This is a genomic window from Candidatus Amoebophilus asiaticus 5a2, from assembly GCF_000020565.1.
Taxonomy (GTDB): domain Bacteria; phylum Bacteroidota; class Bacteroidia; order Cytophagales; family Amoebophilaceae; genus Amoebophilus; species Amoebophilus asiaticus.
Genome location: NC_010830.1, coordinates 1,605,033 through 1,631,781, shown reverse-complemented (window position 1 = coordinate 1,631,781; position 26,749 = coordinate 1,605,033). Strand labels below are relative to the sequence as shown.

The 26,749-nt window shown below is 34.2% G+C and carries 16 protein-coding genes, 1 tRNA gene and 6 pseudogenes; 14 read left to right on the top strand and 9 right to left on the bottom strand.

Features of this window, described 5'->3' with window-relative positions; genetic code table 11:
• Positions 1–442 precede the first annotated feature (442 nt).
• The 6 genes and pseudogenes from metG (at position 443) to AASI_RS06510 (ending at position 5,759) form a co-directional block, all read left to right on the top strand.
• Positions 443–2,116: a methionine--tRNA ligase gene (gene metG / locus AASI_RS06535; protein WP_012473348.1), complete on the top strand. Its 1,674-nt coding sequence runs from the start codon at positions 443–445 to the stop codon at positions 2,114–2,116.
• A 168-nt stretch (positions 2,117–2,284) separates the two neighbouring features.
• Positions 2,285–3,045, top strand: a pseudogene (locus AASI_RS08385) (IS5-like element ISCaa9 family transposase).
• A gap of 82 nt (positions 3,046–3,127) precedes the next feature.
• Positions 3,128–3,553, top strand: a complete 426-nt coding sequence (locus AASI_RS06520; protein WP_012473347.1) for a hypothetical protein — start codon at positions 3,128–3,130, stop codon at positions 3,551–3,553.
• A gap of 491 nt (positions 3,554–4,044) precedes the next feature.
• Positions 4,045–4,263 (top strand): SEL1-like repeat protein, encoded by a 219-nt coding sequence (locus AASI_RS06515; protein ID WP_012473346.1) that lies wholly within the window; start codon positions 4,045–4,047, stop codon positions 4,261–4,263.
• Positions 4,264–4,320: 57 nt separating this feature from the next.
• Entirely contained in the window at positions 4,321–4,488 is a 168-nt protein-coding gene (locus AASI_RS09375) for an SEL1-like repeat protein (RefSeq protein WP_394330105.1), read from the top strand.
• Between the two features lie 326 nt (positions 4,489–4,814).
• Positions 4,815–5,759 carry an IS481 family transposase gene (locus AASI_RS06510; RefSeq protein ID WP_012473345.1) on the top strand — a complete coding sequence of 315 codons (945 nt, stop codon included), beginning with the start codon at positions 4,815–4,817 and terminating at the stop codon, positions 5,757–5,759.
• Between the two features lie 87 nt (positions 5,760–5,846).
• On the opposite strand, the pseudogene AASI_RS06505 reads toward AASI_RS06510, so the two are convergent.
• Positions 5,847–6,101, bottom strand: a pseudogene (locus AASI_RS06505) (transposase family protein); the annotation flags it as partial.
• Positions 6,102–6,453: 352 nt separating this feature from the next.
• On the opposite strand from AASI_RS06505, the pseudogene AASI_RS06500 reads away from it, so the two are divergent.
• Positions 6,454–7,311: pseudogene (locus tag AASI_RS06500) on the top strand (IS110-like element ISCaa7 family transposase); the annotation flags it as partial.
• 8 nt (positions 7,312–7,319) lie between these two features.
• On the opposite strand, the pseudogene AASI_RS06495 reads toward AASI_RS06500, so the two are convergent.
• A pseudogene (locus AASI_RS06495) lies at positions 7,320–8,297 on the bottom strand (IS110 family RNA-guided transposase).
• Between the two features lie 252 nt (positions 8,298–8,549).
• On the opposite strand from AASI_RS06495, the pseudogene AASI_RS08705 reads away from it, so the two are divergent.
• A pseudogene (locus tag AASI_RS08705) lies at positions 8,550–8,726 on the top strand (IS110 family transposase); the annotation flags it as partial.
• A gap of 54 nt (positions 8,727–8,780) precedes the next feature.
• On the opposite strand, the pseudogene AASI_RS08380 reads toward AASI_RS08705, so the two are convergent.
• The 5 genes and pseudogenes from AASI_RS08380 to AASI_RS06470 form a co-directional block, all read right to left on the bottom strand.
• A pseudogene (locus AASI_RS08380) lies at positions 8,781–9,363 on the bottom strand (transposase family protein); the annotation flags it as partial.
• 159 nt (positions 9,364–9,522) lie between these two features.
• Positions 9,523–10,485 carry a sodium-dependent bicarbonate transport family permease gene (locus AASI_RS06485; protein WP_012473341.1) on the bottom strand — a complete coding sequence of 321 codons (963 nt, stop codon included), beginning with the start codon at positions 10,483–10,485 and terminating at the stop codon, positions 9,523–9,525.
• Positions 10,486–10,771: 286 nt separating this feature from the next.
• Positions 10,772–11,308 carry a porin family protein gene (locus AASI_RS06480; protein WP_012473340.1) on the bottom strand — a complete coding sequence of 179 codons (537 nt, stop codon included), beginning with the start codon at positions 11,306–11,308 and terminating at the stop codon, positions 10,772–10,774.
• 305 nt (positions 11,309–11,613) lie between these two features.
• Entirely contained in the window at positions 11,614–12,369 is a 756-nt protein-coding gene (locus AASI_RS06475; RefSeq protein ID WP_012473339.1) for a porin family protein, read from the bottom strand.
• A gap of 361 nt (positions 12,370–12,730) precedes the next feature.
• Positions 12,731–12,910, bottom strand: coding sequence for a hypothetical protein (locus AASI_RS06470; protein WP_012473338.1), 180 nt, complete (start codon positions 12,908–12,910; stop codon positions 12,731–12,733).
• A 431-nt stretch (positions 12,911–13,341) separates the two neighbouring features.
• On the opposite strand from AASI_RS06470, the gene AASI_RS06465 reads away from it, so the two are divergent.
• Positions 13,342–15,090: an ABC transporter ATP-binding protein gene (locus AASI_RS06465; protein WP_012473336.1), complete on the top strand. Its 1,749-nt coding sequence runs from the start codon at positions 13,342–13,344 to the stop codon at positions 15,088–15,090.
• A 318-nt stretch (positions 15,091–15,408) separates the two neighbouring features.
• Here AASI_RS06465 and AASI_RS06455 read toward each other — a convergent pair whose 3' ends face one another.
• A complete protein-coding gene (locus AASI_RS06455) occupies positions 15,409–16,551 on the bottom strand; it encodes an acyltransferase family protein (protein WP_012473334.1) in 1,143 nt (380 codons plus the stop codon).
• Positions 16,552–16,785: 234 nt separating this feature from the next.
• On the opposite strand from AASI_RS06455, the gene AASI_RS06445 reads away from it, so the two are divergent.
• From AASI_RS06445 to AASI_RS06435, 3 genes are all read left to right on the top strand, one after another.
• Positions 16,786–16,874: transfer RNA gene (locus tag AASI_RS06445), tRNA-Ser, on the top strand.
• A 32-nt stretch (positions 16,875–16,906) separates the two neighbouring features.
• On the top strand, positions 16,907–17,458 hold the full coding sequence (locus AASI_RS06440; protein WP_012473333.1) for a dihydrofolate reductase family protein: 552 nt from the start codon (positions 16,907–16,909) through the stop codon (positions 17,456–17,458).
• A 37-nt stretch (positions 17,459–17,495) separates the two neighbouring features.
• A complete protein-coding gene (locus AASI_RS06435) occupies positions 17,496–20,129 on the top strand; it encodes a valine--tRNA ligase (protein WP_012473332.1) in 2,634 nt (877 codons plus the stop codon).
• A 93-nt stretch (positions 20,130–20,222) separates the two neighbouring features.
• On the opposite strand, the gene AASI_RS06430 is transcribed toward AASI_RS06435, so the two are convergent.
• Positions 20,223–21,344: an ATP-binding protein gene (locus tag AASI_RS06430; RefSeq protein WP_238541614.1), complete on the bottom strand. Its 1,122-nt coding sequence runs from the start codon at positions 21,342–21,344 to the stop codon at positions 20,223–20,225.
• Between the two features lie 798 nt (positions 21,345–22,142).
• Between AASI_RS06430 and AASI_RS06425 the strand changes: the two genes are divergently transcribed.
• A complete protein-coding gene (locus AASI_RS06425; protein ID WP_148204981.1) occupies positions 22,143–23,210 on the top strand; it encodes a hypothetical protein in 1,068 nt (355 codons plus the stop codon).
• Positions 23,211–23,618: 408 nt separating this feature from the next.
• Complete coding sequence (locus tag AASI_RS06420; protein WP_012473329.1) at positions 23,619–26,489, top strand: ankyrin repeat domain-containing protein; 2,871 nt, start codon at positions 23,619–23,621, stop codon at positions 26,487–26,489.
• Positions 26,490–26,749: the final 260 nt, after the last annotated feature.

The window sequence follows — 26,749 nt, the reverse complement described above, 5'->3', positions numbered from 1 at the left end:
AGACATATTGATTGTAAGTTTTTAAAGCTTTGCAGTAAAAATATAGTTGTATTATACTACACAAACTTAAGCTAAAATTACCTGATGTATGTCAGATGATAATATCATGATAGTTTGTTTATTGTTTACAAAGCTAGCAAAACCAATAAGGTGTTATTTGAGTCGTAAGAAGCTAATAAGGTAAGTTAGAATCTGTAAAAAGTAAAAAATCACTATCGTTGTATACTATATTAGTTAGAAGTTGAGATTATTCTTACAGCATGTAATCTGTTTAATAAAAACATCTCTTTGAACATATGCATATTGATGTTTTTAAACATATATTTGCCCCTAATGTTCTAACTATAAGCTATTATTTACTAGTAAAGTATGAGCTGTCTCTTACAAGCGTAAAGAGAACAATATTTTATTATACTTATTTTAACCGTACTAATTTCAATATATGTCCCAGCAGGCAAACCCTAATCGATATACCATTACAGCTGCACTGCCGTATGCCAATGGCCCCATCCATATTGGGCATTTAGCAGGAGTTTATATTCCTGCAGACATCTATGCGCGGTATCTACGTAGTAAAAAGAAGGAGGTAATTTTTATTAGTGGTTCTGATGAGCATGGCGTTCCTATAACTATTCGTGCTCAGCAAGAAGGTATTACCCCTCAGCAGATCGTAGATAAATACCATCACTTAAATAAGCAGAATTTACAAGACTTAGGCATTAGCTTTGATATATTTTCTAGGACGTCTTCTGAAGTACATCACCAAACAGCCTCTGACTTTTTTACTACACTTTACAATAAAGGAATTTTAATTGCTAAAGAAACTGAGCAATATTATGACCCTGCTAGCCATCAATTTTTAGCAGACCGGTATATACGTGGTACTTGTCCCAAATGTGGTTATACCGATGCCTATGGTGACCAATGTGAGGTTTGCGGCACTACCTTGAGTCCAGAAGAATTAATTGACCCACGTTCTGCCTTAAGTGGTGAAACACCTATATTAAAAGCCACTAAACACTGGTATCTTCCACTAGATAAATATGAGAACTGGCTTAAACATTGGATTTTAGAAACCCATACAGATTGGAAATCTAATGTATATGGACAATGCAAATCTTGGCTCGAGCAAGGTTTACAGCCTCGTGCTGTAACCCGTGATTTAGACTGGGGAGTTCCTGTGCCGTTACCAGAAGCTTACCATAAAGTGCTATATGTGTGGTTTGATGCACCTATCGGCTATATCAGTGCTACTAAAGAATGGGCAATTGAAAATAACCAAAATTGGGAACCCTTTTGGAAAGATTCAACCACCAAGCTAGTGCATTTTGTGGGTAAAGATAATATTGTATTTCATTGCATTATTTTCCCAGTAATGCTTCAAGCACATGAGGGCTATATTTTACCAGAACAAGTCCCTGCCAATGAATTTATGAACCTAGCAGGAGGAAAGATATCTACTTCTCGTAACCATGCTGTATGGCTGCATGAATACTTAGAGAATTTTAAAGGTCAACAAGATGTGTTGCGGTATGTGCTATGTGTTAATGCACCTGAGGCCAAAGACAGTGATTTTACTTGGCAAGATTTTCAAGCTAAAAATAATAATGAACTAGTAGCTACCTTAGGTAATTTCGTCAATAGAACTTTAGTACTTATTCAGAAGTATTATGCAGGTATTGTTCCTGAAATGACAAGCCTTATACACACAGACCAAGCCATCATTATACAAATGCAAGAAGCAGCCGATTCAATAGGGCAATCCATCGAGAAATATAGATTTAAAGAGGCTATTCAGAAATGGATGGATCTAGCTAGAGCAGGCAATAAGTATTTAGCTGATACAGCACCTTGGCATTTAATCAAAACCATGCCAGAACAGGTGCAGACCATCCTTAATATCAGCTTGCAGTTAACAGCACATATTGCTATTCTAGGAGCACCCTTTTTGCCTTTTACCAGCCAGAAGCTTAGCCAAATGCTTTTATTAGATAATCTAGATTGGGACAATGCAGGTAGTATGGAGATTATTAAGCCAGGAACTTTATTGCCAGCTCCAACTTTGCTTTTTGAACGTATTGAAAATGAAAAGATAGTACAAGAACAGAGTCACTAAAAAAATAGGCATGTAAGATTGTATAATACAGGTAGTTTTTACATGCTTACCTACTAACCCACTATGTAGCTTAGATAACCTCTTAGAGGCTGTCTAAAAAGGGTAATTTAGATAGGAAAAGCAGACAAAACTTTATAAAATTAGTTAGTGAACTTTAAACTAACAGCTATGCCATACACTAGCGATTTAACAGATAAGGAATGGGAAGTGTTAGAACCATTAGTTACTTACATAGGTCCTTGCCGACCCCGTAAATACACTATAAGAGAAGTATTAGATGCTATTTTCTATTTAGAAAAAACAGGCTGTCAATGGCGCATGCTACCTGCCCATTTTCCACCCTGAAAAAGTGTTTATGACTTGTATTATCGCTGGCGAAGAAATGGTAAATGGGACTTAGTCCATGATACACTTCGAGATCAAGTACGAGAAAAGTTGGGCAAACAAGCCATACCTAGCGCTGCCATTATGGATAGCCGCTCGGTTAAAACAGCACAAAAAGGGGGTCGAGAGGCTATGATGCAGCAAAAAAAGTAAAAGGCCGTAAGCAGCATATTATTGTTGATACGCTGGGGCTTATACTTTGTGTGGTAGTACATTCAGCTCACTTATCAGACTCAAGAGGATGTCATCTTTTGCTTATTCGCCTTTTTAATACATTCCCTTCTATTAAACACATATGGGTAGATGGAGGATACCAGAAAGGATGTATAATGTGGGCTTATGGGGTGCTAGGTTATACTTTAGAAGTTGTACAACGGCTCTCAAATGGGTTTCATATTCTAAAAAAGCGATGGATAGTCGAGCGTACATTTGCTTGGCTGAGTTTTTCTAGGAGGCTCTCTAAAGATTACGAGCATAATCCCAAGTCTTCTGAAACACATATTAAAATTGTTATGATTAGAATCATGCTTAAGCGGCTTTTATGACTCCATTTTGGCTTTTTAGACAGCCTCTGAGAGGTTTCCTGATGCTAAGCGAGACCTTCAAGCAGTATTAGTTAGAAGTGTCATGTTAGTGAAACATTTTTCCCCTGAAGAAACCATTAGTGTTTTAGCTAATAATTTCCCAATAAGTACTGTTTTTTGTTCTTTGATAGATGATAAAGAAGAGATAGAAAAAGATATAAAAAGTAGGGGGTATGATCATAATGCACCTGTAATTTTTATATTAACTCCAGAAGAAGCAGAAAGTATTACCCAATTTATTGATACTAATCCATACCTCAAGGGTATACCAAAAGCAAAGTTAGAAAAGCTACCTAAACGTGGTGCCTATTGCTACAAAAATGAGATTGATAGACTACATATGTTTTTTGTTGTTAATGATTATCAAGATTTTAATCGAATGTTGCAAGCATTAAGAAAGCAACCGTACCTACCTACTTATAATGATATTTATATAATGCCTAAGGGAGGCCAAAGATTTGGAGATTAGATTTATAAGTAAGTAACAGATGTTTACATGCTATTATGGTTATACTTAAATAAATTATAAACTAAGATAGCTTGCCTTGCATTTTCTCATAACTAGCGTGCATAATAACTTTGGCTATTTAATCTCCATGCTTTGTTAAAAAGTTACTGTTATTAAAGAGTATCCATGAGATAATCAATATGTACAGTTTATCTATTGTGCACGATGCAAAATGATGAATAATCTGCTTCCTAGCTATGTTTTTTGGCTAACATCCTTTGGCAGCGTATCTATTCTTCTATAACCAGTATAAGCCTAAATTAACTCCTCAATATTGTATTAACCTTAATTATTACAAACAATAAACTATATATTCTTGCTGAAAAAGTACCTCAAGGATTTATAAAATAAATGTAATAATTTGGTAGCTAAGTTAGAGTGTATGGCCTTTGGTATATTAGCTAGCTATAGGTAAAGCGAGGAAGCGTTATCATCATTTTAATTTTCTTTATATGCTTCTAGAAATCAATAAAATTCGGGTATTAACTACATTTTTATTTAGCATAACTTCTGTTACGTATTATAATAGCGTTATAGCTGCAGATAAATCACATAACAGTATTGCTGTAGAAAAAGATAATCAGACTGTAATAAATAAGGATAATGCAAAGTCTTTATATAGACTAGGACAGGCTTATTATTATGGAGATGGTGTACCAAAAAGCATTTGATTTGTTTAAGAAAGCTGCCTTGCAAGCTCATGCCTGTGCACAAAATGAGCTAGGAATCTGTACAGGGATGAAAAATTAGTAATACAGGATTACGCAAAAACGTTTAACTGGTTTAGCAAATCTGCATTGCAAGGATGTGAATATGAACAATATAATCTTGCTTGGCTATACTACGAGGGTAAAGGCGTAGCAAAAGATGGTCAGAAAGGCTTTGGAGTGGCTTAAAAAGTCTGCCTTGCAAGGATATGCCTGTGCATAAAATGGATTAGGAATCATGTGTAGAGATGGCAAAGGAATAGAAGTTGATTCTATAAGAGTAATTTATTTTTTTAAAAAATCTGCAAGCCAGCGAGACCCTTATGGTCTTTTTACATTGGTATGATGTATTATCAAGGATAGGTGTAAAACAAGATTATAAAATAGCTTTTAAGTGGTTTTGGCAAGCTGAGGCAGAAGGTTATCTAGAAGCGCAAAAGTAGATGTTTGGTCCCCAACAATTATGGTTATATTAGCAAGACTGTTATTAGTGATAAAAACCAAGTAAAAAAATTATGGGACAACTACTACATAAATGCGCCAGGACAACAGAGAAAACTCGTAGAGAAATACAGTTATCAAAAGAGAGTATAGCTTCCCTTGCTAGGCGTTTTGGAGTTAATCGTAAGACAATAGCTAAATGGAAAAATAGGACTTCTTGCCAAGATGTACCTATGGGGCCTAAAGTAAAGCGTTCTAAGGTGTTAACTGAGCAAGAAGAGAAGGTTGTTATTGCTTTTAGAAAGCTGACTCAATTGCCTTTAGATGATTGTCTATACACTCTACAAGAAACCATACCTCACTTATCGCGTTCTACTTTGCATCGCTGCTTTCAGCGACACGGCTGCCCTAAGCTAGAGAAAGTGAAGCTTAACAACAAAGCAGCTAAGAAGCAGTTTAAAACTTATCCTATCGGCTACTTCCATATAGATATAGCAGAAGTTCAGACCGCCCAGGGTAAACTGTATTTGTTTGTGGCAATAGATAGGACTAGTAAGTCTTGTTATGCCCGCTTATATGCATTTGCTTCCATGTCAGCAGCCGTAGGCTTTCTTGAAGACCTGATAGCTTTTGTTCCTTATAAGATACATAAAATACTTACTGATAATGGTGTACAATTTACAAACAGGAAAGAAGGAGAATTAGCGCTCGAGCATATGTTTGACCGCATTTGTGAGCAAGAAGGCATCGTTCACAGAAGAACGCAGCTGGCCCATCCATGGACCAATGGCCAGGTAGAGCGCATGAACAGAACAATCAAAGAGGCTACTGTGCAAAGCTATTATTATAGTAGCCATCAGCAGTTAGAGCGGCACTTAAATGACTTCTTGTTAGCTTATAATTTTGCTCGTAGGCTTAAGGCACTCAAGGGCAAAACTCCTTGGCAATTGATAGAGGAACAATGGCAAAAAATCCTCACCTTTTTCACCAAAATATTAATACCTTTACTAAGGGACTAAACAAGTAGAGCTGCTGCGAAAGAGATAAAATGATGCAGGAAACTAGCTAAATATAGCATGAGGGGCTTGTTCTTAAGTATGCAACTCTTAAAAAGCATGCTTGAAGTTTATCATACCCGCTATAATATTAAAGCGCAGGTTATATTTGTTCTCAAAGTTACGGTAAACTTCTGACATAATCTTAAACACCTTGATCTCTCTTATCTTATGCTCCACCTTCATACGTATGGAGGATAGCTTTCTGTTATGTTCTTTCTGCTCTTTGGTTAATGGCCGCTTACGGCTCTTTTTGTAGGGAATCATGACATTGCTCTGTAGTTTTTGCCAGCCTTGATAGCCCGTTAGACTTGTAGTGTAAATTAATAGCTAATATAAACCTTAGTCTTAGTCTTTAAATAACAACACTATAATAATAGATATAATATAAATCAATTGTTATAATTATAAGTTGTCCACATGAGCAAAGCTTGGAAGATACTCATAAGTTAGACTTTTGAATGGATAGATAATTTTTGAAATAAATAAAACTAACACACTACAAGGGGGCACTTTAACTTGATAGCGAGGCTTTGAAGCCTATATTGTGATACAATCCCCCTTGTGTTAGTTACAGGTTAAAATTCATATAGAAATTGAGGCCTTAAAGCTTATTATCACGGGTTTGAATAATAACATGCATTGTGTTAGCTAATACATGTTAAACCATTTAATACTAGTAAATTATATGCAATATACCCACATTCTTGGCATAGATATATCTAAAAAAACGATTGATGTAGCATTGAGCCAAAATAAAGCCAACGATTCTATTGTATCCCATAAGTTTACTAATAACTTAAAAGGTTATCAAGCTTTGATAGCTTGGCTTAAAAAACATAAGGCTCCAATTGAACAAATCCTTGTATGCCTAGAAAACACCGGAATCTACCATCGGTCTTTGGTAAGTTTTCTTCAAAGCCACCAAGCTTTCATATGGGTAGAAAACGCTACTTCCATTAAATGGAGCAATGGAGTACAAAGAGGTAAAAGTGATCAAATAGATGCTCAAAGAATTTGTTTTTACGCTTTTAGGAATCAAGATAAAGCTCGCCAATTCTCAACTAAAGATGAGTCTTTGCAACAAATAGATGATTTATCTGCTCTTAGAGAACGTTTAATCCAAGCTAGAGTAGCCTTGCTAGCACCTATTAAAGAACTTAGAGAGACTGGGTTGAAAAAAAATGCAACTATGTTAGAAGAATCCTCTAAACAAACTTTAGCTAGCCTGGAGAAAGAAATAAGAGCAATAGAGGATAAGATAAAACAGATTATTCAGCAACAAAAGGAATTAGAAAACAAGTATCAGATCATACGTTCTGTACCTGGAGTAGGCTTTGTAACAGCTATTCATCTGATGATTTATACTCATAATTTTAAGCGATTTGATAATGCTAAACAATTAGCTTGTTATGCTGGAGTAGCTCCTTTCGAATATAGTTCAGGAAGTAGCATTAGAGGAAGAACTAAAGTACATCCGATGGCCAATAAAACTTTAAAAACTTCCTTACACATGAACTGTGTTCAAAAGCAAGGTTTGCTCACATAATTTTCATCGTAGACTGTTTGATTTGTTACAATAGCAAAAGCCTGTTTAAGGAGCTTGTTAACGACAGCTATCAACGCCTGTTTTTTAGCTTTCCCTTTGGCAAGCAACCGTTGTTAAAGCTCCCTACATGCTTTGTTGTAACGTTTAGCACTCCATGCACAGACATATAACATCGCTCTTATCCGAGACATACCCATCTTAGTTATCCTTGCTTTGCCTTTTACGCTTGTTCCAGATTCAAATATCCGGGGGCTCAATCCTATATAAGAACTTAGTTTTCTATAATTACTAAAGCGGTTAAATCCTCCGCTCAGTACTATTAACAGGATAGATGTCTTTCTGCCTAATCCTGGTATGGTTTCTAAATCAGCCAACATAGAACCATAATGCTTTTTGGCCAGCTCTTCCATCTGTTTAGTAAGCTTATCAATGAGCTCTTGCTTATGTTTGAGCTCTTGTTCAATGATTTGTTCTAGCTTTGTACCTAGCATACCACTGCTGCTAAAACCTTCATGCTGGTTACTGAGTGCTGTATGTTCTTTATGTAGATTGTCCAGTAAAGCTTGCATCTGCTGTAAGGCTACAACATATTTCTGCGGTGGCTGCCAGAGGGCTGGTTTTTCCATCTGACCATATTCGGCAATCATTTTTGCATCCTTTTTATCTGTTTTTGCCCTTGACATACGCATCTGACAAAACCTGCGGATCACCAGTGGGTTAACAACACTCACTCCTATCCCTTGCTGGGTGAGATAAGCTGCTAACTTCATATAGTATGGTCCAGAGGCTTCCATGACTACCACACTGTTTTGAGGAAGCACTTTTAATAAAGCTTCAAACCCATCTTGACTAGTATCAAACTTATAGTAAGTATATGCTTGGCCATTGGGTAAAGCAACATCAAAGAAGGGTTTAGAAATGTCTATCCCTATATAGTTTATTGAACTTTGCATAGCTATATTATTTTATATAATTTTACTACTAACCCTAAAAAGGTAGAAGGAACTGCACAAGCCTTATCAATCCTACATGCAGGCTCAGTGGCCTAATGAACTGTCCAAGGTCTTTGCAGTTGGGTAAAGAAATTAGCATATGCAACAGCCTTTATGAGCTAATGTGTGCCTTAATTTTTACTCTTTACCCTTTTCTTCTGCAATCAATTTACTCTTTAGATTTTCCTTACTCAACATTTATACAAACATAGGATGTGTGCCTTAAGCTCAATTAGAAATAATGTTGAAATGAAGGAGTATTATGAGAAAAAAGTAAAACAAGGAAAAAATAAGATGAGTGTTATTAATGCTATAAGAAATAAAATACTACTTAAGGTGTTTGCTTGTGTTAGAGATGGAAAAATGCATGAGTATAAACAAGTAGCTTAAGGAGGTTATGGATAAAAGTAAACTGATAATTTTTTAAAGGTTGCTTTTATCATAGAAATCACTATCTGCTAGCTTTAAGCTTTCTTTAGGTAAGAGTTTTTCTCCTTTACGGATTTTAAAGTCATGCACTCTTCCTTTATGGGATTTGGATACAGAGAGTATCTTTCCATCTTCTCCTATCACTATCTCTGTTTTTATAGTATGTCTCTTTTTCTTTCCTGAATATGATTTCTTTTGCTTCTTAGTAGGTCTTTGCGTAGGCTGCTCGCTCACATCTGCTAATATGCGCAATACCTTATCTGAGGTTAAGCTGCGATCTTTTTTAATGCTAATCTTCTTAGCTAGTAATGGCTCCATTTTTCGCGAGCAAGCGGCATATGTTAGAATTATGCAGATTAAACAAATAGCCTAAAAACACATGTGAGATATAAGTGCGATAATACATGAGTACACAGAGCAATTTATCTTCCAAGGTAGGTAAATGACTCATCCTACCATGGCGCAGCTTGCTCTATTCTAGCTCTTCAAAGAGAGGCCTTACTTTTAAAACTAATTGCTCAAAGGTTTCTAGTCTCAAGCCAGTTATTCTTCTAAAGTTATAGGGATGTTTGCTTATCCTCGCGTAGGTTAAATGCATACTTATTCCTTTTATATAACAAGAATTACATCTTAGCCCTTTTTATCTTCTTTGTCAACCTTTTTCGCAGCAGTTCTAGTATCTTGATGAACTAACTAATTTAATCCAAGAAGCGATAACTAGACAAGATGATTCTTTAAAAAGATCAGCTAGAAATTGTTACAGTGAAGCTATGTAGTTTAATATATAATAATAAAGAGGAATACCAATAAGTACATTGAAAGGGAAAGTAATAGCCAGTGGGGTAGTCAAATATATGCTGGCGTCTGCTTCAGGAACAGCAATCCTAAAGGCTGCTGGTACAGCTATATAAGAGGCGCTCGCTAATAGAACAATTAACAGAAAACTATCTCCCAAGTTAATATGAAACCAATAGGTTAATAAGACACCTATGGTTGCATTAATAAGTGGTATAAATATACCCACTATAAACATTAATTTGCCAACTTTCTTTAATTTACTTATATTCTTCCCCACTAATAACCCCATATCTAATAAAAAGAAAACAAGCATTCCTTTTTGTATGCCTGTTATAAAGGGGGATAAAGCTTTAATTTCTGCAGGGCTACTAAAAAAGCCTATCAGTAAACTACCTAGGAGAATAATAATAGACCCACTTTTAAATACTTCTTTTAATGTGTGGTTATATGGATAGCTATCATTAGGTTGATTATAATTTCGTATAAGTAACATGCCTATGATAATAGCTGGGCATTCCATTAATGCCATAAGAGCTACCATATGCCCTCCATAACTTATATGGCAGTCAGCTAGGTAAGTGCTAGCTGTAATAAAATTTACTACACTAACAGACCCATAGCTAGCAGCTATAGCTCCTGCTGTAGGTAGCTCAAATTTTCTTCTGGCGATTAGAAATACATAAATAGGTGTTACAATGGACATAAAAAGTGCTATGCCTATTGTTATGAATGTTTCTGCATGCCATATACTATGTGCTAATTCTACACCGCCACTAAAGCCAATACAAAATAGTAGATATAAGGTAATGAATTTACTTATGGGTCGAGGTACTTCGAGATCAGAATGGATATAAGAAGCAAAAATTCCTAAAAGGAAAATCAGAATGGGTACGCTAAATATGTTGCTGATTGAAAAAGCCATAACCTGTTGTCTGGGACGTAGTACTTTTAGTTGGACACAAATCACAAAGTTAGGGCTTTATATATAACTAAGACAATAAATTAGTTGTTGTTGGTATAAAAAATGTATAATAAGCAGTATAATAAAGTAAGAGAATATAATATTGATAGCTTAAATATGCAGTACATAAAAGTAAAAAGCATGAAATTCTACTTAGCAGGTTCCCAAAATCCAGTGTTCTTACTTATTATGCAAAGTCACCTTTGCTCTTTTAGAATATTATCTAATTTTTTTGAGAAAAGTCTTCTTATTTTAAGAGCTTTGCAAAATTGTAACCTATAGTAGGTTGTAAACACCATTCCCAACCCATAGTCCGTGAGTTAATAACAGGTATAAATTCTTCAATATAACTTAAGCCTATAATCAGCCCATAGTTAAATTCATAATCATAGCCTATTATTAGTGAAAGGCCCAGTTTATTCACCGGTAGCTTTTGAGACGTAAGTGGTATAGGAGGTGCTTTTTCTTCATGATTAGAACAACATCTATGGGGAACAGCACTTCCTGCAACTAAATAACCAATCTGTAACCCAACCAAAAGGCAATTTTGTCCTAGATAATATCTTAGTATAATAGGTGCCATAAAGTATATAGGTCTAACATAGAGGTGCGGAGTTTGTGTTTTGTCTGTATACCCTAAGTGATACCAATTATAATAGCACACCAAGCCAGTTTGTATCCCTACCGACTTCGCAATTTTATATTCTCCAAATACACCCCCTCTAGAGGAAAATATGGCAGTTCCAAGTGTTATAAAAGAGAGTATCCCTAGCCCACCTTGCAATCCGAATTTAAACCTTTCTTTATCAAATTGGCGGCTTATGGAAGGTTCGCTAGGTTGTAAACTCTGAGCTTTAATAGTGAAAAAAGAGCAAAGTAATAAGATAAAACAGATTGATTTTCTTATCGGTTAAAAGCTTTGTTTTTATATAGAGGTGGCTATTCTAGCATTTAGCTACAAATTTAAGAAATTTCTTTTGTATACAATAGACCTCTTGCATAACCCTATTTACAGTTACATAGAATGAGTTTTTATGCAAAGATTTTTGAGGTTATGCAAGAAGTCTAATGTCTAAATGCTATTAGCTTTTACGCATGCTCCTCTAAGTCATAAAAATGGTTAGTAGAGCTGGTAGGATTAGTAGGGGAGGAGATCTGTCTCAAAAACAAACCTAAATTATAGTTTAAGGTAGGTGCTAGGGTCCAATTCAAGCTAGCTCTGTCTGTTGCTATAACTTTAGTAAGCTCATATATGAATGTTAAACCTACTGTTATGCCATAATTGAATTCATAATCACTACCTAGTAAGAATGCATATCCTAACTTTTTTGCTGCTAATCGTTCATCATTTAAATGGAGAGAAGCTATGTATTTACGAGTCAGCATAGTTTTATGCCATTCTAAAAATCCACCTATTAAATAACCCATATGAACGCCGGCAAAGAAACTCATCTTTTTATCTGTCTTAAGATAGCCTCTTAAGACAAGTGGTGCTGTAATATGCTGAGGTAATACTAAAGCCAGGGTTTCAGTGCTATTAGGAAAAGTTCCTTTGAGAAAATACTGATTACGAAAATATAATATACCTGCTTTTATACTTAACCATTCTGCTAATTTATATTCCCCAACTATACCTAACCTTAAGGAGCCAGCAAAAATTCCTGTCCCTAGCTGCGGGCCAAATTTTATTCTTTGCTGTGGGCCAAATCTTATCTTTTGTGTATTTACTGGTATTGGTGCTTGAATATCCTGGCTAGGTGATGGGTTTTCTGCATGGATACAAAAAAATGAGGAAAAGAATAGTATGCTAAAACATATTACTTTAATTGTATTGTTGTATAGCATATGTGAGCTCAATTATAGGTTGCTGACCGATGTAAAATCCGAGCATGTATACAAGCCAACCCTACTACTACCAACTTTATAGCTAAATATTGAAGTAACTTAGCTATATTTTAAACGTTCACTATATCAACGTTGGCTTCTTATTACAAGCGTCTGAGACAGCAATAAAGCATGCTTAATAGTTTTCTAATAGTAAATTAGGAATACTGTCTTTATATAATCTAGTTAATATTCTAGAAAACTCTATACAATATTCTAACTTTTGCATGCATGATATACCCTATAATTTTCTCTGTATATAAGTGGTAGGCAAAGATAAGCTACCTTACACAACAGAATTTATTTCCAGTAAGATCCTAAATTAGGATTCTGTAGAGCTTGTATTGCTTACTACTGTGTTATTTGCAAAAGATGCTTTAATAGCTTCTATATCTACATTCTTGATAACTGGTTTTTTTAAAAGTTGCTTAATACGATTTTGCCTTTTTATAGCATTCATTCTATTTCTTTTTACCTTTCTCTCTAATCTAGTAACTGCCATAGATAATTTATTTTAAAAGATTTAAAAACAATCTTTCAAAATTAGAAGTTAGATCTGGTATGAACAAGAATATGTACCAATAATATTTATTATAAATGGACGGTTAATGGTTGATTAAGATATTTAATATGTTGTAAACTGTCGAAAGGTTAACTATTCCTGATAACTAAAAACAATTTACTAGTAAGTAGTACTTCATTGGTATCCTTGGTAAGAAATAGATATGCTGTATGCTTTAAGCTCTTATCAGTTTTATTTAGAATAATATATTTACTTGAAGTAGCCATTTAAGCTTAAATAAGTTTTTTTCTATATACCATTATATTAGTAATTCGCTGAAATATTGATACTTATTTGTATACACTTAATTTTAGCTTCCAATTTTGTTTGAATTCTGTGAGGATTAAACTTAAAGCATTCAATAAATAAGCATGAATATTTCTTCATTTATCATTAAAGCTGCTTATCCATACAGAATCTATATATTAGGTAACCTTTTAGTAATAATAATAGCGGCGATAGATGCTAATTTAAGGCCCTATGTAATTAAATTATTAATAGATTCTGTAGCCAGCTCCAATATCCGAGGTATCATTGATATAGGTGTTATCTATGCATTGTTACAGTTAATAATAGTTGCCTTATGGTCATTCAGTGATTGGTGTCTTATCAAATACATTCCACCATTCAGAGCCTTTATTATTCTACTTTTAACAGAACGTATTAACAACTTTTCATATAGCTTTTTTCAAAATAATCTTACAGGCAGCATAACAGCAAAGATGAATGATGTTGCAAACTTGGTACCTACTATTGTATCTACCATCATGTATCAGTTTATACTCTTTGCGCTAAGTATGATTGTTAGCCTTATTTTATTGGCCAGGATACATCTAATATTGGGGCTTGGGGTGGTAGCCTGGAGCTTTCTTTTTTTATGGAGGACTTATAATAGCCTTCAAAAAGCAAACCATCTTACTGCTAACTATGCAGAATCAAGAGCAAGAATATCGGGCTATATCTCAGATTTTATAACAAATATTTTAAATGTGAGATGTTTTGCTCATGAGGACTATGAAAAAAATAAACTACATACCATTACCTCAGATTTTGTAGATAAGGCAAAAAAACAGGGTAATTTCTTTATGAGATTTTACGCTATACAAGGAGGGCTTGTTTCAATTTATACAATAGCCTTTTTGGCAGGGCTTATTTATTTGCGTTTTATCAATTTTATCACTCCTGGCGATATTGCATTAGTATTTATATTAAATTTTAGAATAGTGGATAAGCTTTATGAATTATCAAATCATTTGCGTGATTTTGCTACTAATTGGGGGGTAGTGAAACAAGCGCTAAAGTTCTTTGACCAGCCTATCGAAATTAAGGATACAGTTAGGCCAGAGCAAATAACAATAAAGCAAGGGAAAATAGAGTTTAAAAAAGTTTATTTCCATTACAAAGATGGAGGGAGCTTATTTAAAAATCTAAATTTGACTATTAATGCAGGACAAAAGGTTGGGTTAGTAGGTTACTCCGGAAGTGGAAAATCTACATTAATAAGCTTGATCTTGCGGCTTTATGAAGTTATTTCTGGCTGTATTAAGGTGGATGATTATGATATACAAAATTTTACACAAACCTCCCTTCGTTCTCAAATTAGTTTTATCCCTCAATCTCCTACAATGTTTTACCGAACAATAAAAGAAAATATAAGTTATGGTAAATTAGATGCTACGGATGAAGAAATAATAGATGCTGCTAAAAAAGCTTATGCACATGAATTTATACTGCAACTACCTGAAAAATATAATTCTTTGGTAGGTGAAAGAGGAATAAAATTATCTGGAGGACAGCTTCAAAGAATTGCTATTGCACGCGTTATACTTAAAAACGCTAAAATCCTAATTTTAGATGAATCAACATCCCAGCTAGACTCTATTACAGAATATAAGATACAAAACTCTTTAAAAGATCTAATGCAAGGCAGGACAACTATAGCGATTGCCCATCGACTATCTACACTTTCCTATATGGACCGAATTTTAGTCTTTGACCAAGGCCGTATTATACAAGATGGGACACATTATGAGTTAATTAAGCAAGAAGGGTTATATAAAATGCTCTGGAAAAAACAAATAAACGGATTTATACCACAAAATAAGCAGGAGATTTTGTAGCTATGTGGAAGTATTATGTAAGTGTATATGGTTTTGGTAAAAATGAAAATGCGGTATGCTTTATAAATATTTATTGTGATCTATCAGTATTAACAGAATTAAGAGAAGGTAAAAAGGTAAGCTGTAAGTTTGAGTTTATATACAGGTATATATTAAAATTGTATCTCTATAAGTTGTTAAGTAGATATTTTAGTAATCTTATTTTTAGATTAAAAGACTCACTTATCATATCACTTATCAATAAAACTTATAGCTCTTCAAATTGTATACTTTAAAAAGAAGCTATAAGCCTTACCATCTAACCCAGCCAAGTTATATTTACACTTTGATGAAAATTTTTCGATTATACATAATCCATAAAATACACATCCAAATTAAGAGCCACATAATAGCCCAGGTTAATGAGGCATTGTATGGTGAAAGATAAGGTATAAATAAACTTTTATACAAGTAAGTTAGTAGGCTCGTTTTATTTCCGTCTGCTGAAGTAACTTTTATTAAGTTTAAGGTTCTCGGTAATAATCCAGACACAAAAAATACAGTAATAGCATTTACACCATATGCGACTATGGGTTTGGTAAATCTCTTATATCCTTTAACATCTATAATCCAATAGCACAAGGCTAAAATAATATATGCAAGTCCGCTAGTATAGAGCACAAAAGAACTAGTCCACAAAGATTTATTAATAGGAAAAATAAAGTTCCATATTAAACCTGTAATTACGGCAAGCGTACCACTAGAAAAAAGCCGAGCTATTTTTTCAGTATCCGATTGATCTTTTCTTTGCAAAAGTATGCCTGCTAATATGCCTGATAAACCTGTAGCAATTGCAGAGATAGTTCCAAGTATACCTTCTGGGTCCCAAGTCCGGACAGCTTTCCATAGATGGGGTTCTGTTAAAAGGTTGCGATCTATCCATGCCGCTAGGTTTGTTTCTTGTTCTAGATTGGCATATCCAATCCCAGGAACAGGTACAAAAGTCATTAATATCCAGTAGCTTACAAGTAACCCAAGCATTATCTTTAAAATGGTGCGAGGAGTAAATTTTAGAAAGATAATGGTTGAAATAAAGTATACTATTGCGGTACGCTGTAACACGCCTGGTATTCTTACTGTTTTAAAAGCTTCTATGGGGCTAGTAAATATTTTAGGATATAATGCAAGGAAAATACCAAGACAGAAGAGAGTTAACATTCTCCTTACAGATTTTAAGATAAGTTGGCTATGCGTTTCTGGCAATTCTTTTTTGCTTCCTATGGCAAAAGCAATAGAAACGCCAACAATAAATAAAAAGAAAGGGAAAATGAGATCAGTTGGTGTACAACCATGCCATTCAGCATGTTTTAGTGGTGCATAAATATGTCCCCAACTACCAGGATTGTTGGCTAAAATCATACCAGCAACCGTTAATCCTCTAAAAAAGTCAAGGGATACTAAGCGTTGTTTTAAATGTTGCATGTTTTCCGTTGGTTTATTGAATCGATAATCACTTGGATGGCTGGAATATAAGTTAAAATTGTGAAATTCTTATTTAGGGTCGTTTGGTTGTATCTGAAATGGGGGAGAAGAATATTTGGAGACATTTGTATAATTTTCTCAGCTGCTCTAAAAATGCTGCCTTTATAATAATATTTATCATTTATAATAATATTTATCATTTATAATTAATTTTGCTAGTAATTGGTTTTATAAGGAGTGGTGACCGAGTGGTTGAAGGTGCTCGCCTGGAAAGCGGGTGTACCCCTAAAAGGGTACCGAGGGTTCGAATCCCTCCTACTCCGCAAAATATTACATGATATGTTTGAAATAGCTTATGTCTCAACAAAGTAAGGCCATAGTTTTTGTAGCAGTAAGTCTAGATGGTTTTATTGCTAAACAAGATGGAGATATCGATTGGTTATCTCTTGTAGATAGTCCGAGTGAGGATTATGGTTATAGTGCTTTTATGCAGGGTATAGACGCTGTTATTATGGGACGGAAAACCTATGATAAAGTACTTAGCTTAGATGTAAAATTTCTTCATAAGGATAAGCAGTGTTATGTACTCTCTACAAAACAGCATAAAAGCATTCATAATCACATAACTTTTTATCAAGGTGAGCTTACAAAGCTAGTAGAAGAGCTAAAAAGTAAATTCAGCAAAGGTATTTATATAGAAGGAGGAGGGGAGGTTATTAGTGAGTTAAGGAAAGACCATTTAGTAGATGAATATATTATTTCTATTATTCCTATTCTACTAGGTAGTGGTATTCCTTTGTTTAAAACATGTAATATTGAGGAAAAATTAGAGCTTATCAGTGCAAAAGCTTACTCTTCAGGCTTAGTACAGGTCCATTACCAAGTTCACTATAGTAATATAGTATAATAGAAACCTAATAGTATAATACCCATAACATTATTACATGGAACTTTCTACCCATTATAATCCTATTGAAGTAGAACAAAAATGGTATAGCCATTGGATGTCACAAGGATTTTTCAAAGCAAGCCCTCATTCAGAAAAAGAACCTTATACCATTGTACTACCTCCCCCTAATATTACTGGCGTGCTACATATGGGCCATGTACTCAACACTACGTTGCAAGACGTGCTTATCCGTAAGGCGAGGATGCAAGGTAAAGAAGCTTGTTGGGTACCTGGTATAGATCATGCTTCTATAGCAACAGAAACCAAAGTAGTGGCCATGCTACAAGCCAAAGGTATCCAGAAAAAAGACTTGACACGTGAAGCCTTTTTAGCACATGCTTGGGAATGGAAAGAAAAGTATGGTAGTATCATATTAGAACAAATCAAACAATTAGGTGCCTCTTGCGATTGGGATCGTTTGCATTTTACTATGGATGCTGGTCCTTCTGAAGCTGTAAAAAAAGTATTTATACAGCTTTATGAAAAAGGATATATTTATCAAGGCAAGCGCATGATCAACTGGGATCCAGTAGGTAAAACAGCCTTGGCAGACGATGAGGTAAACTACCAACCAGTATCTTCTAAACTATACTATGTCCGTTATGCTATAGTGGGTAGCGATCAGCATATCATCATTGCTACTACACGTCCTGAAACCATACTAGGAGATACGGCTATTTGTATCCATCCACATGACATGCGATATCAACACTTGCATGGTAAGCAGGCTATAGTACCGATTGCCAATAGAACTATTCCCATTATTACTGACACCTATGTAGACAAAGATTTTGGTACAGGATGTCTTAAAGTAACTCCTGCTCATGACATGAATGATTACGACCTTGGCCAACGGCATGGGTTAGAGGTTATTGATATTTTAAATGAAGATGGAACTTTAAATGTTACAGCAGGTCATTATATAGGGGAAGATAGGTTTGTGGTTCGGGAAAAAATAGCACAGCAATTACAAGCAGAAGGATATTTAGAAAAAATAGAACCTTATACCAGCAATATAGGCCTTTCTGAACGTACCCATGCAGTAGTAGAGCCTAGGCTATCTAAGCAATGGTTCGTACGAATACAAGAGCTAGCAAAACCCGCTTTTGAACATGTGCTGGATAATACCATTCAGTTTCACCCGGCCAAGTTTAAACATATGTATCAAGCTTGGCTTAACAATGTGAGAGATTGGTGTATATCTAGACAGTTGTGGTGGGGACATCAAATCCCTGCATTTTACTTGCCAGATGGTACGGTTATTGTAGCTGAAGACAAAGCAGCAGCTTTGGCTAAGGCACACATGAATCCTGTTTATAAAAACCTGACAGAAGCAGATATACGACAAGATGAAGATGTGTTAGATACTTGGTTTTCTTCTTGGTTATGGCCTATTAGTGTATTTGATGGTTTTGGCAACCCAGAAAATCAAGATATTCAATACTTTTATCCTACACAGGTTTTGGTTACAGCCCCAGAAATTATTTTCTTTTGGGTAGCCAGAATGATTATGGCAGGATATGCTTTTACCAACAGGCTTCCTTTTAAGCATGTTTATTTTACTGGAATTGTTCGCGATAAGCTTGGTAAAAAGATGTCTAAGTCGCTCGGTAATTCACCAGAGCCTATAGATTTAATTAAACAATATGGGGCAGATGGCGTACGGGTAGGTATGTTATTCAGCTCTCCTGCTGGCAATGACCTTCTTTTTGATATTAAACTTTGTGAGCAAGGTAGAAACTTTGCCAATAAAATCTGGAATGCTTTTCGGCTTATCAAAGGATGGGAAGTACAAGCAAAGTCTAGCCAACCAGATGATACAATGGCTATTAACTGGTTCGAAGCTCGCTTTAACCAAGTATTAACAACTATAGAAGAACATTTCGAGCAATTTCGTATTTCAGATGCGCTCATGTCTATTTATAAGCTTATTTGGGATGATTTTTGTGCATGGTACTTAGAAATGGTTAAGCCTGCTTATGGAGAACCTATATCTCCTACTACTTATGCAGCTACTGTTGAGTTTTTAGCCAAGTTGCTTAAAATACTTCATCCGTTTATGCCTTTTATTACGGAAGAGGTTTGGCATCAATTACAACCTCGTTCCGCGCAAGACTGTATAACCGTTGCACCATGGCCCCAATCAATAACTTATGATAACCAATTGCTTGAAGAAGCGGCTTTATCTTTTACTTTAATTACAGAAATTAGAAATATCAGAGTTAGTGCACAAATAAACCCAAAAGAACCGTTATTGCTTTACAGTAATACAATGCTTCCGGCATGGTTCAGTAGGTTTAGCAACTATATACAAAAGTTAGGTTATATTAATCAGATAGCAGTTAGCGAGGGGCCTATACAAGATAGCGTTAGTTGCCATGTTCAAGGGCATGCATTTTATATTCCTTTTCAGCAAAAAATTGACGTAGAACAGGAGTTAGGACGATTGAAAAAGGACCTGGAATATTATCAAGGTTTTTTAGCAGCTGTAACTAAAAAGTTAAGCAATACAAAATTTGTTGAACAGGCGCCACCAGCAGTAGTGGAAATAGAGCGCAGGAAGCAATCAGATGCCATAGCTAAGATTAAAGTTATGGAAAGTAGGTTGTTAGAAATTTCTGGAGAATAAGATGAATGTAAAAATCCTACATTATTTAGCTTAAATCTAACAATTACTATTTAAGTTTAGAACTTATGTTTTTACACTAACCCTAACTTTTTCTTATTGAGAAACTTTATTAAGCTCATGGATTAAATCCATAAAATTAGTAATAGATATATGTTGCTGTTTAGCTGCTATATCGCCTGCATAACAGACAATACCCTGTTTTTGTTGGGATAATTTTTGGAAATATAATAGGCTTTTAAAATAATCAGTAGATAAGGTTTTGGAGGCCTTGATTTCTATAGGAATTAAACGGTCGGATAATTCATAGATACAGTCAATCTCATGTCCTGTTTTGTCGCGCCAGAAGTATAGGTTAGAAGGTCGTCCTTGGTTAAAACGAAATTTTAGCAGTTCATTGATGACTAAATTTTCAAATAAGCTCCCGCGTAAATAATGTGTTTCAACTTGTTGTTCGCTTTCAAGTCCTAGAAGTGCACAAGCAAGCCCTGTATCATAAAAATATAGCTTTGGCATTTTTATGATCCGTTTACTAAAATTTTGGTAGTAAGGGGGCAATAAGTAAACTAGGTAGCTAGTTTCCAAAATGGAAATCCATTGTCTTGCTGTAACATGGCTAATGCCACAATCATTAGCTAAAGAAGTGAGATTTAGTATTTGCCCTATGCGTCCACTACAAAGCTTTAAGAAAGCTTGGAAACGGTTTAGGTCTGTAAGATTTTTAATTTGTCGAACGTCACGCTCCACATATGTTTTAATATAATATAAGTACCAATCAATAGGATTTAGTGTAGAGCGTTGATAAAGACTAGGGTACCCCCCTCTAAAAATAAGCTTATCTGTATCTAAGGTAGTACTATATTCACTAGCTTGTAACTCTTGGATGCTAAGCGGAAGTAAAGATACTAGGGCAATACGGCCAGCTAGTGTTTGAGATATGTTTTCTGAAAGTGTGAAATTTTGAGAACCTGTTAAAATAAATTGTCCTGGAATCTGGTTTTCATCTATAATAGTTTGTAAATATGAAAATATAGTAGGTACGTTTTGTACTTCATCAATGATTACACCAGAAGATGCATACTTGTCTAGAAATGCTTTTGTATCATTTTGAGCCAAATACCTTTGATTTAAATCTTCAAGGTTTACATATGGTAGGTGTTTAAATAATGTTTTTACTAAGGTAGTTTTACCAGATTGTCGTGGCCCTACTAAGCCAATTGCCGGGAAATGCTGAGCTAAGCTAGTAAGCTTTTCACTAAGAGTTCTTAAAATAGACCTACTGCGAAACAGAGAATCTATATAAAAGTTTAATTTTTGGAAGTTAAATTCACTATTTGTAAAAATTTAACCAGCGTTTCACATGCTTTAAATGCATATTTTCATTTCTTGTATTTTCTCAATTATGCAAAATGCACCTCTACTTTTTTATAACAGTTATTTCGCAGTAGGTCTAATCATAAAAATGTATATTGGACAAATTGAAATTAATACTTTCAATTTGTCCAATATAATAAATCTTTTGGGTACGTATATACTAAGTGATAGTTAAATAAGCTTATTTATCATGTTATCCTTACCCTTTTCTTAATTTTACTGTATGCTATCACACAAATACATTCTTATTTCTTGCTAAGTGCAATTCCACTAATTCGAGCTTCATTAGTTTTATTTCTATTTCTTTTAAAGCGGAAGATTTAAGCTAAAATTAATAGAAGTAAAATAGCCCTTAATTCACCTCTACATAAATATTTATAGTTCTAATAAGCTTATATCAAAATAATGAGGCTTTTCTGGATTCTATATCTAAAGCGGCTTTATGATATTTAAGATACATTAATTCGTATCCTAATAATGTATCTGTAATTTGTGCTTATATTATATGAATTTTTGGAAAAATTCTTGACTTACAAAATTTAATTTGTTACCTAGTGTTCATATTAAAATTTAGTCATTCGCCCATAAGGTTGAATGAGTATTATTAAGTTAAGCAGTGTTAAACTTAAAAATGTAATAATTATGGAAAAGCTAATTAGAAATTTACGAGTATTGAGCTTGTATATTATAATAGGAATAATATTTACTCCGATTACTAGTCAGGTTTCAGCAGCAGGTACGTCTACTACTAATAAACAAGTAGGTAAGGTTTACCCAGGCTTGGTTAGTTCCTCATTAATAAATATTAACCTTATTGATTCAAATAAGAAACCAGTTAAGCCATTATTAGATTTTTTAAAGCTTTATAATATTAAACATCAAGGCACCTTAAAATCTATTAAGTTAGCTATGGAGAAGTACTTTATAAGAAAGCCAGGTCTTGAGCGCTGGGATTTAGTAGATACGGAACAAGATGCAAAAGCACGAACTGAAGCCTTAAGGCTACTTAGAAATATGGATTTTATAGATCCTATTCCACATTTCAAAGTTAACGTAGACTATTTTCTTTTGTTCGGAGCTACTTTACCTACAGTTGAAAAAAGATTTGCAGATTTTCTAGCACAATATAATTCGAGTACATTACAATGTAAAAATATTGTTTTATTAGCAGGTGATAGAAAATTACGGACTCATGAGATAGAAAGAATGAAGAATACATTAGGTGTAAATTTTAGAGACTTTCTTAAAGATATCAATAGACAAGAAAGCGAGCTTACAGAAGCAGACATTATGCGTTATATATGGAGAACAAAGGCTCCAGCTAGCTTGAAAAATAATTTCCAAGAGTCTAAAAATCTATTTTTTGTTACTTCTGCTTTTGTCAAAGCTCTAAATACTATAAAAGGTAATGAGCAAAGGCCTACAACAGCTAGTACTATAGAAGATTGGATAAAAGGGTGCATTCCTACACCAGGTAGCTGCCACGCTAATGTAGAGAAGCCTTATGGAATTAGAATGGAGAAGACTTTGCGCTTGGCTTTAGAAAAATATAGCCGGGAGCCAGTTAATTTAAAAAAGCCATTCTCTATAACATGGAATAGCCCAGCAGCTGATAATAATTTATTAATGGCTGTTTATAAAGATGAACTTGCTAGAGCTTATTCTCAAGAATATGAGCTTAAGAAGTATCTAGGCATTATTAGCGAGTAAGTGATTGTCTTAAAGTTATTGTAGAAATCTTAAGAGGAAGCCTTTTACTAGCTATATGCTAGTAAAAGGCTTTTCTTTTTAAGAAAATTCTTGAGGAAAACACCAAAAAATGGAGATCATTTTTTAAATGCTGCTTTGAGACAGAGCTTTTACAATTTTATTAAGAATTTTAAATGCTTCTTTGTTTTTAGGACCATATTGAAGTTTTTGCTATATGGTAGAAAACTTTATTTAATCCTAGCAAGACTAAGAAATAAACCTTAAATTATATAAAATATGTGCTCATAAAACAAGTGTTGAATATATATATATGTTACTGTTAGTCAAATAATCTAATTGATTCAACTGTTTTTGTGCCTATTTTCAGCATCTATTAATTAACCTATTTGCCAACTAGCCAAAAAGCTTATGCAAGTTTTTAAAAATCAACATCTATATACAGCACTTGCTAGCTTGTTGATTATTCTTATCACTATCTCTTGTAATCACTGTGGTAATACTAATAATGCTAAAGAAGTAAAAACTTTAGATTTATCAATAAGCAAAGATTTGCTGCAAGGAAGCGATGAGCTTAATTTTATGGTTAAGATTAGTAATCAGGATGGCAAAGAAGCACATTTAAATAAATTTAAACTAAAAATTAGTGTTGAAGAGCCTCATAATTTTCTTAACTACATAGATGCGAAAGGCACTACACAAATTAAGTCTGTTATTGATGAAAATTTAACACATTTTACGGTCCAGCAGTTGTTGCAATCTGCAGATAAGCCTATTAACTTAGAGTTTATAATACAACCTCAATTAGCATCTAAACAAGTTAACATAAAAGCAGCCCTCTATTATGAAGGTACAGAGCAACCCATTGTAGAGAAATCTATTACCTGGCAAGAAACCGTATCACCTTATCAGCTAAGCTTCAATAGCATAAGTGCTTCTGATTTATTAGAAGGTGGTGAAGAATATATCTTTAAAATAGAGAATCAAGATCCTGAATATGCCTTAGCTACAGATGAAGTTATTCTCTCGTTACAAAGCAAAGCAGAATTTACATTAAATGGCTGTTTAGCAACTGAGCAAGGAATCTTGCTTAAAACAGTTTTAGGAATAGAAAAAATTGAGCAGGCACAAAATGTTAAATATAACCTTGCCAATATTAGGTTAAAAATAAAAGATCCAAACGGGCAAACTGATGCTACCTCTGTTGTACTAACATTAAAAGATAAATTTGGCAATAAGTTAGGAAGTGACAAAATAATAACCTGGAAGCCTAAAAGTGAGATATCATTTATACTAAGCTTTGATAAGTTAGAATTGCAAGGATCTGAACTCAGCAATAGACAAATTAAATTTACAGTAAATCAGTCAGGGGAATCTATTCTTAATAATGGTGAGTTAATCTTACAATTGACGCCAGAACAAGGTAGTATGGCTAGCATCTTAGGTGCTAACCTAATAACAGATGTGTCTGGTAAAACAGTTTATATTTATAAGATTAAAAAAGAGGATATAGGCAAACAAAGTGCAGCTTTAAGTATAGACCCACAAGAAAGTAAGGAAGCTAGCTTCAAGGCACAGCTTTTGTATAATGGAGCTCTCCTAGGAGTTACACAGAAATTAGTTTGGCAAGCTGGAGCAGAGTTGAGTTTTAGCTTAGAAGGATTGGAAGAAAAAGATAGATGTATTTTATCAGGTACCCAAACATTGAAGGGTACTGATATACTCCAAATTGTAATTAAGAATTTGAGTAGAGCATTGAAAAAAGAGGGGGAAGCTGTATTGTGTGTTGAGCAAAACGAACACCCCAGTAATGTAGCTTTTGAAGTATATTACAATTATGTTGACAAGATTGAACATGATACCCCTAATATATCGCTAGGTAAGCATAAAGCTGTAACTATAGACCTTTATCATCTTATAGCAAATAACAATTTTGTTAAAAGAGAGGACGATATCAAGGTTGCCTTACAATTGTTAAATCCTACATCCAAACAACATGCTACTGTTAGCTTCAAAATAAAGAATGCAAATAATAATAGCGATATAACTACACCTATAACTATCAATTGGCAAGCAGCTCTAGCTCCTGTAACACCAGTTATAGATGAAATGCTTGCTGTGGTTAAAAAAGCAACTTTATGTACAAGTTTATATAAAGTCTTAAAAATTATTAAAAAAGGCAAGGGGATACACCCAAACGATATCAATAAAATAGATGTAAAACATCCATATGGTTACACGGCTTTACAAGAAGCTATATATATGGGTCGATTGGACATTGTTACTTTATTATTAGATAAAGGTGCTGATGTAAATATGAGAAATAAGCGTGGGCAAGCACCTATTGAATTAGCGCTTGGCAGATTTGATATAGAGATGGTACGTCTATTATTAAAGCAACCAGATATACAATCAAGGATAAGTATTTATAATGGTGGAGAAAAACTATTATTAAACCTAGTCATAGAACGAGCTAATACGGTAGATAAGGAAAAATTTACAGAACTTACCGATCTCCTATTAGATCACTTGAATACACCTGATGTGCTCAATAAGCAAGATAGTATTATAAAACAAACTCCTCTCTTGTTGGCTATGCATTATAACCAACCTGAACTAGCAAAGAGGTTATTAGAAAAAGGAGTTAATCCAAATATAAAAGATAATCAAGGTAGAAATGCGCTTCATCTAGCTGTTACTCATAACCATAAAGAGTTAGCAGAACAACTGATAGCAAAAAATATCGAGTTAGATATAAAAGATGATAAAGGTGATACCCCTCTGCATATGGCCGTATCTCTATCTAGCAGCAAGGAGGTAGCTAACCTATTAATCAACAAATTTAAAGAAAGTGGAATTAGCTTAGATATACTGGGGTACAAAGAGGTTACGCCTTTGCATAGAGCTGCCGCAGCACAAGGAGATAATGTGGAAATTGTTACAGCATTATTAGAAGCTGGTGCTCAGCTAGACGTAATAGATAAAGATCAGCAAACACCTTTGCATTATGCTGCTCAAAATAATAACATCAAGGTTATTGAAAAACTGACACAATACAACCCTAGTTTGATAAATTTACAAGATAAAAATGGGAAAACCCCCTTGCATATGGTAGTTTCTCAAAATTATAATACCTCTAATGTCAAAAAACAAATAGCGCAAACTATTAACTTTCTAATAGACAAAGGTGCTAGGTTAGACATCGAGGATAACCAAGGGTATACACCTTTAAATATATTGGTTACTAGAAATTACGCAGATATAGTACAAAAGGTATTATAAAACCCTATGAATTCCTTTACTGAGACTGCTAAAATTAATAATGATAAAACCATAGCAAATTAGCTGCATTTTCTCTAATGAATTAATTGTTGCTAAACTAGTCTACTGTCATGGCCATGGTGTTCAGGTAAAAATAAGTGTATTAATGTCGAGTGGTAACTTAATTTGTTTTAATATTGTTATCTTTTGAACGTGGTATAAATTATATTACCTAATAAACATGATAACCATTCGAAAAATATTTTAAATATTTAACTAAA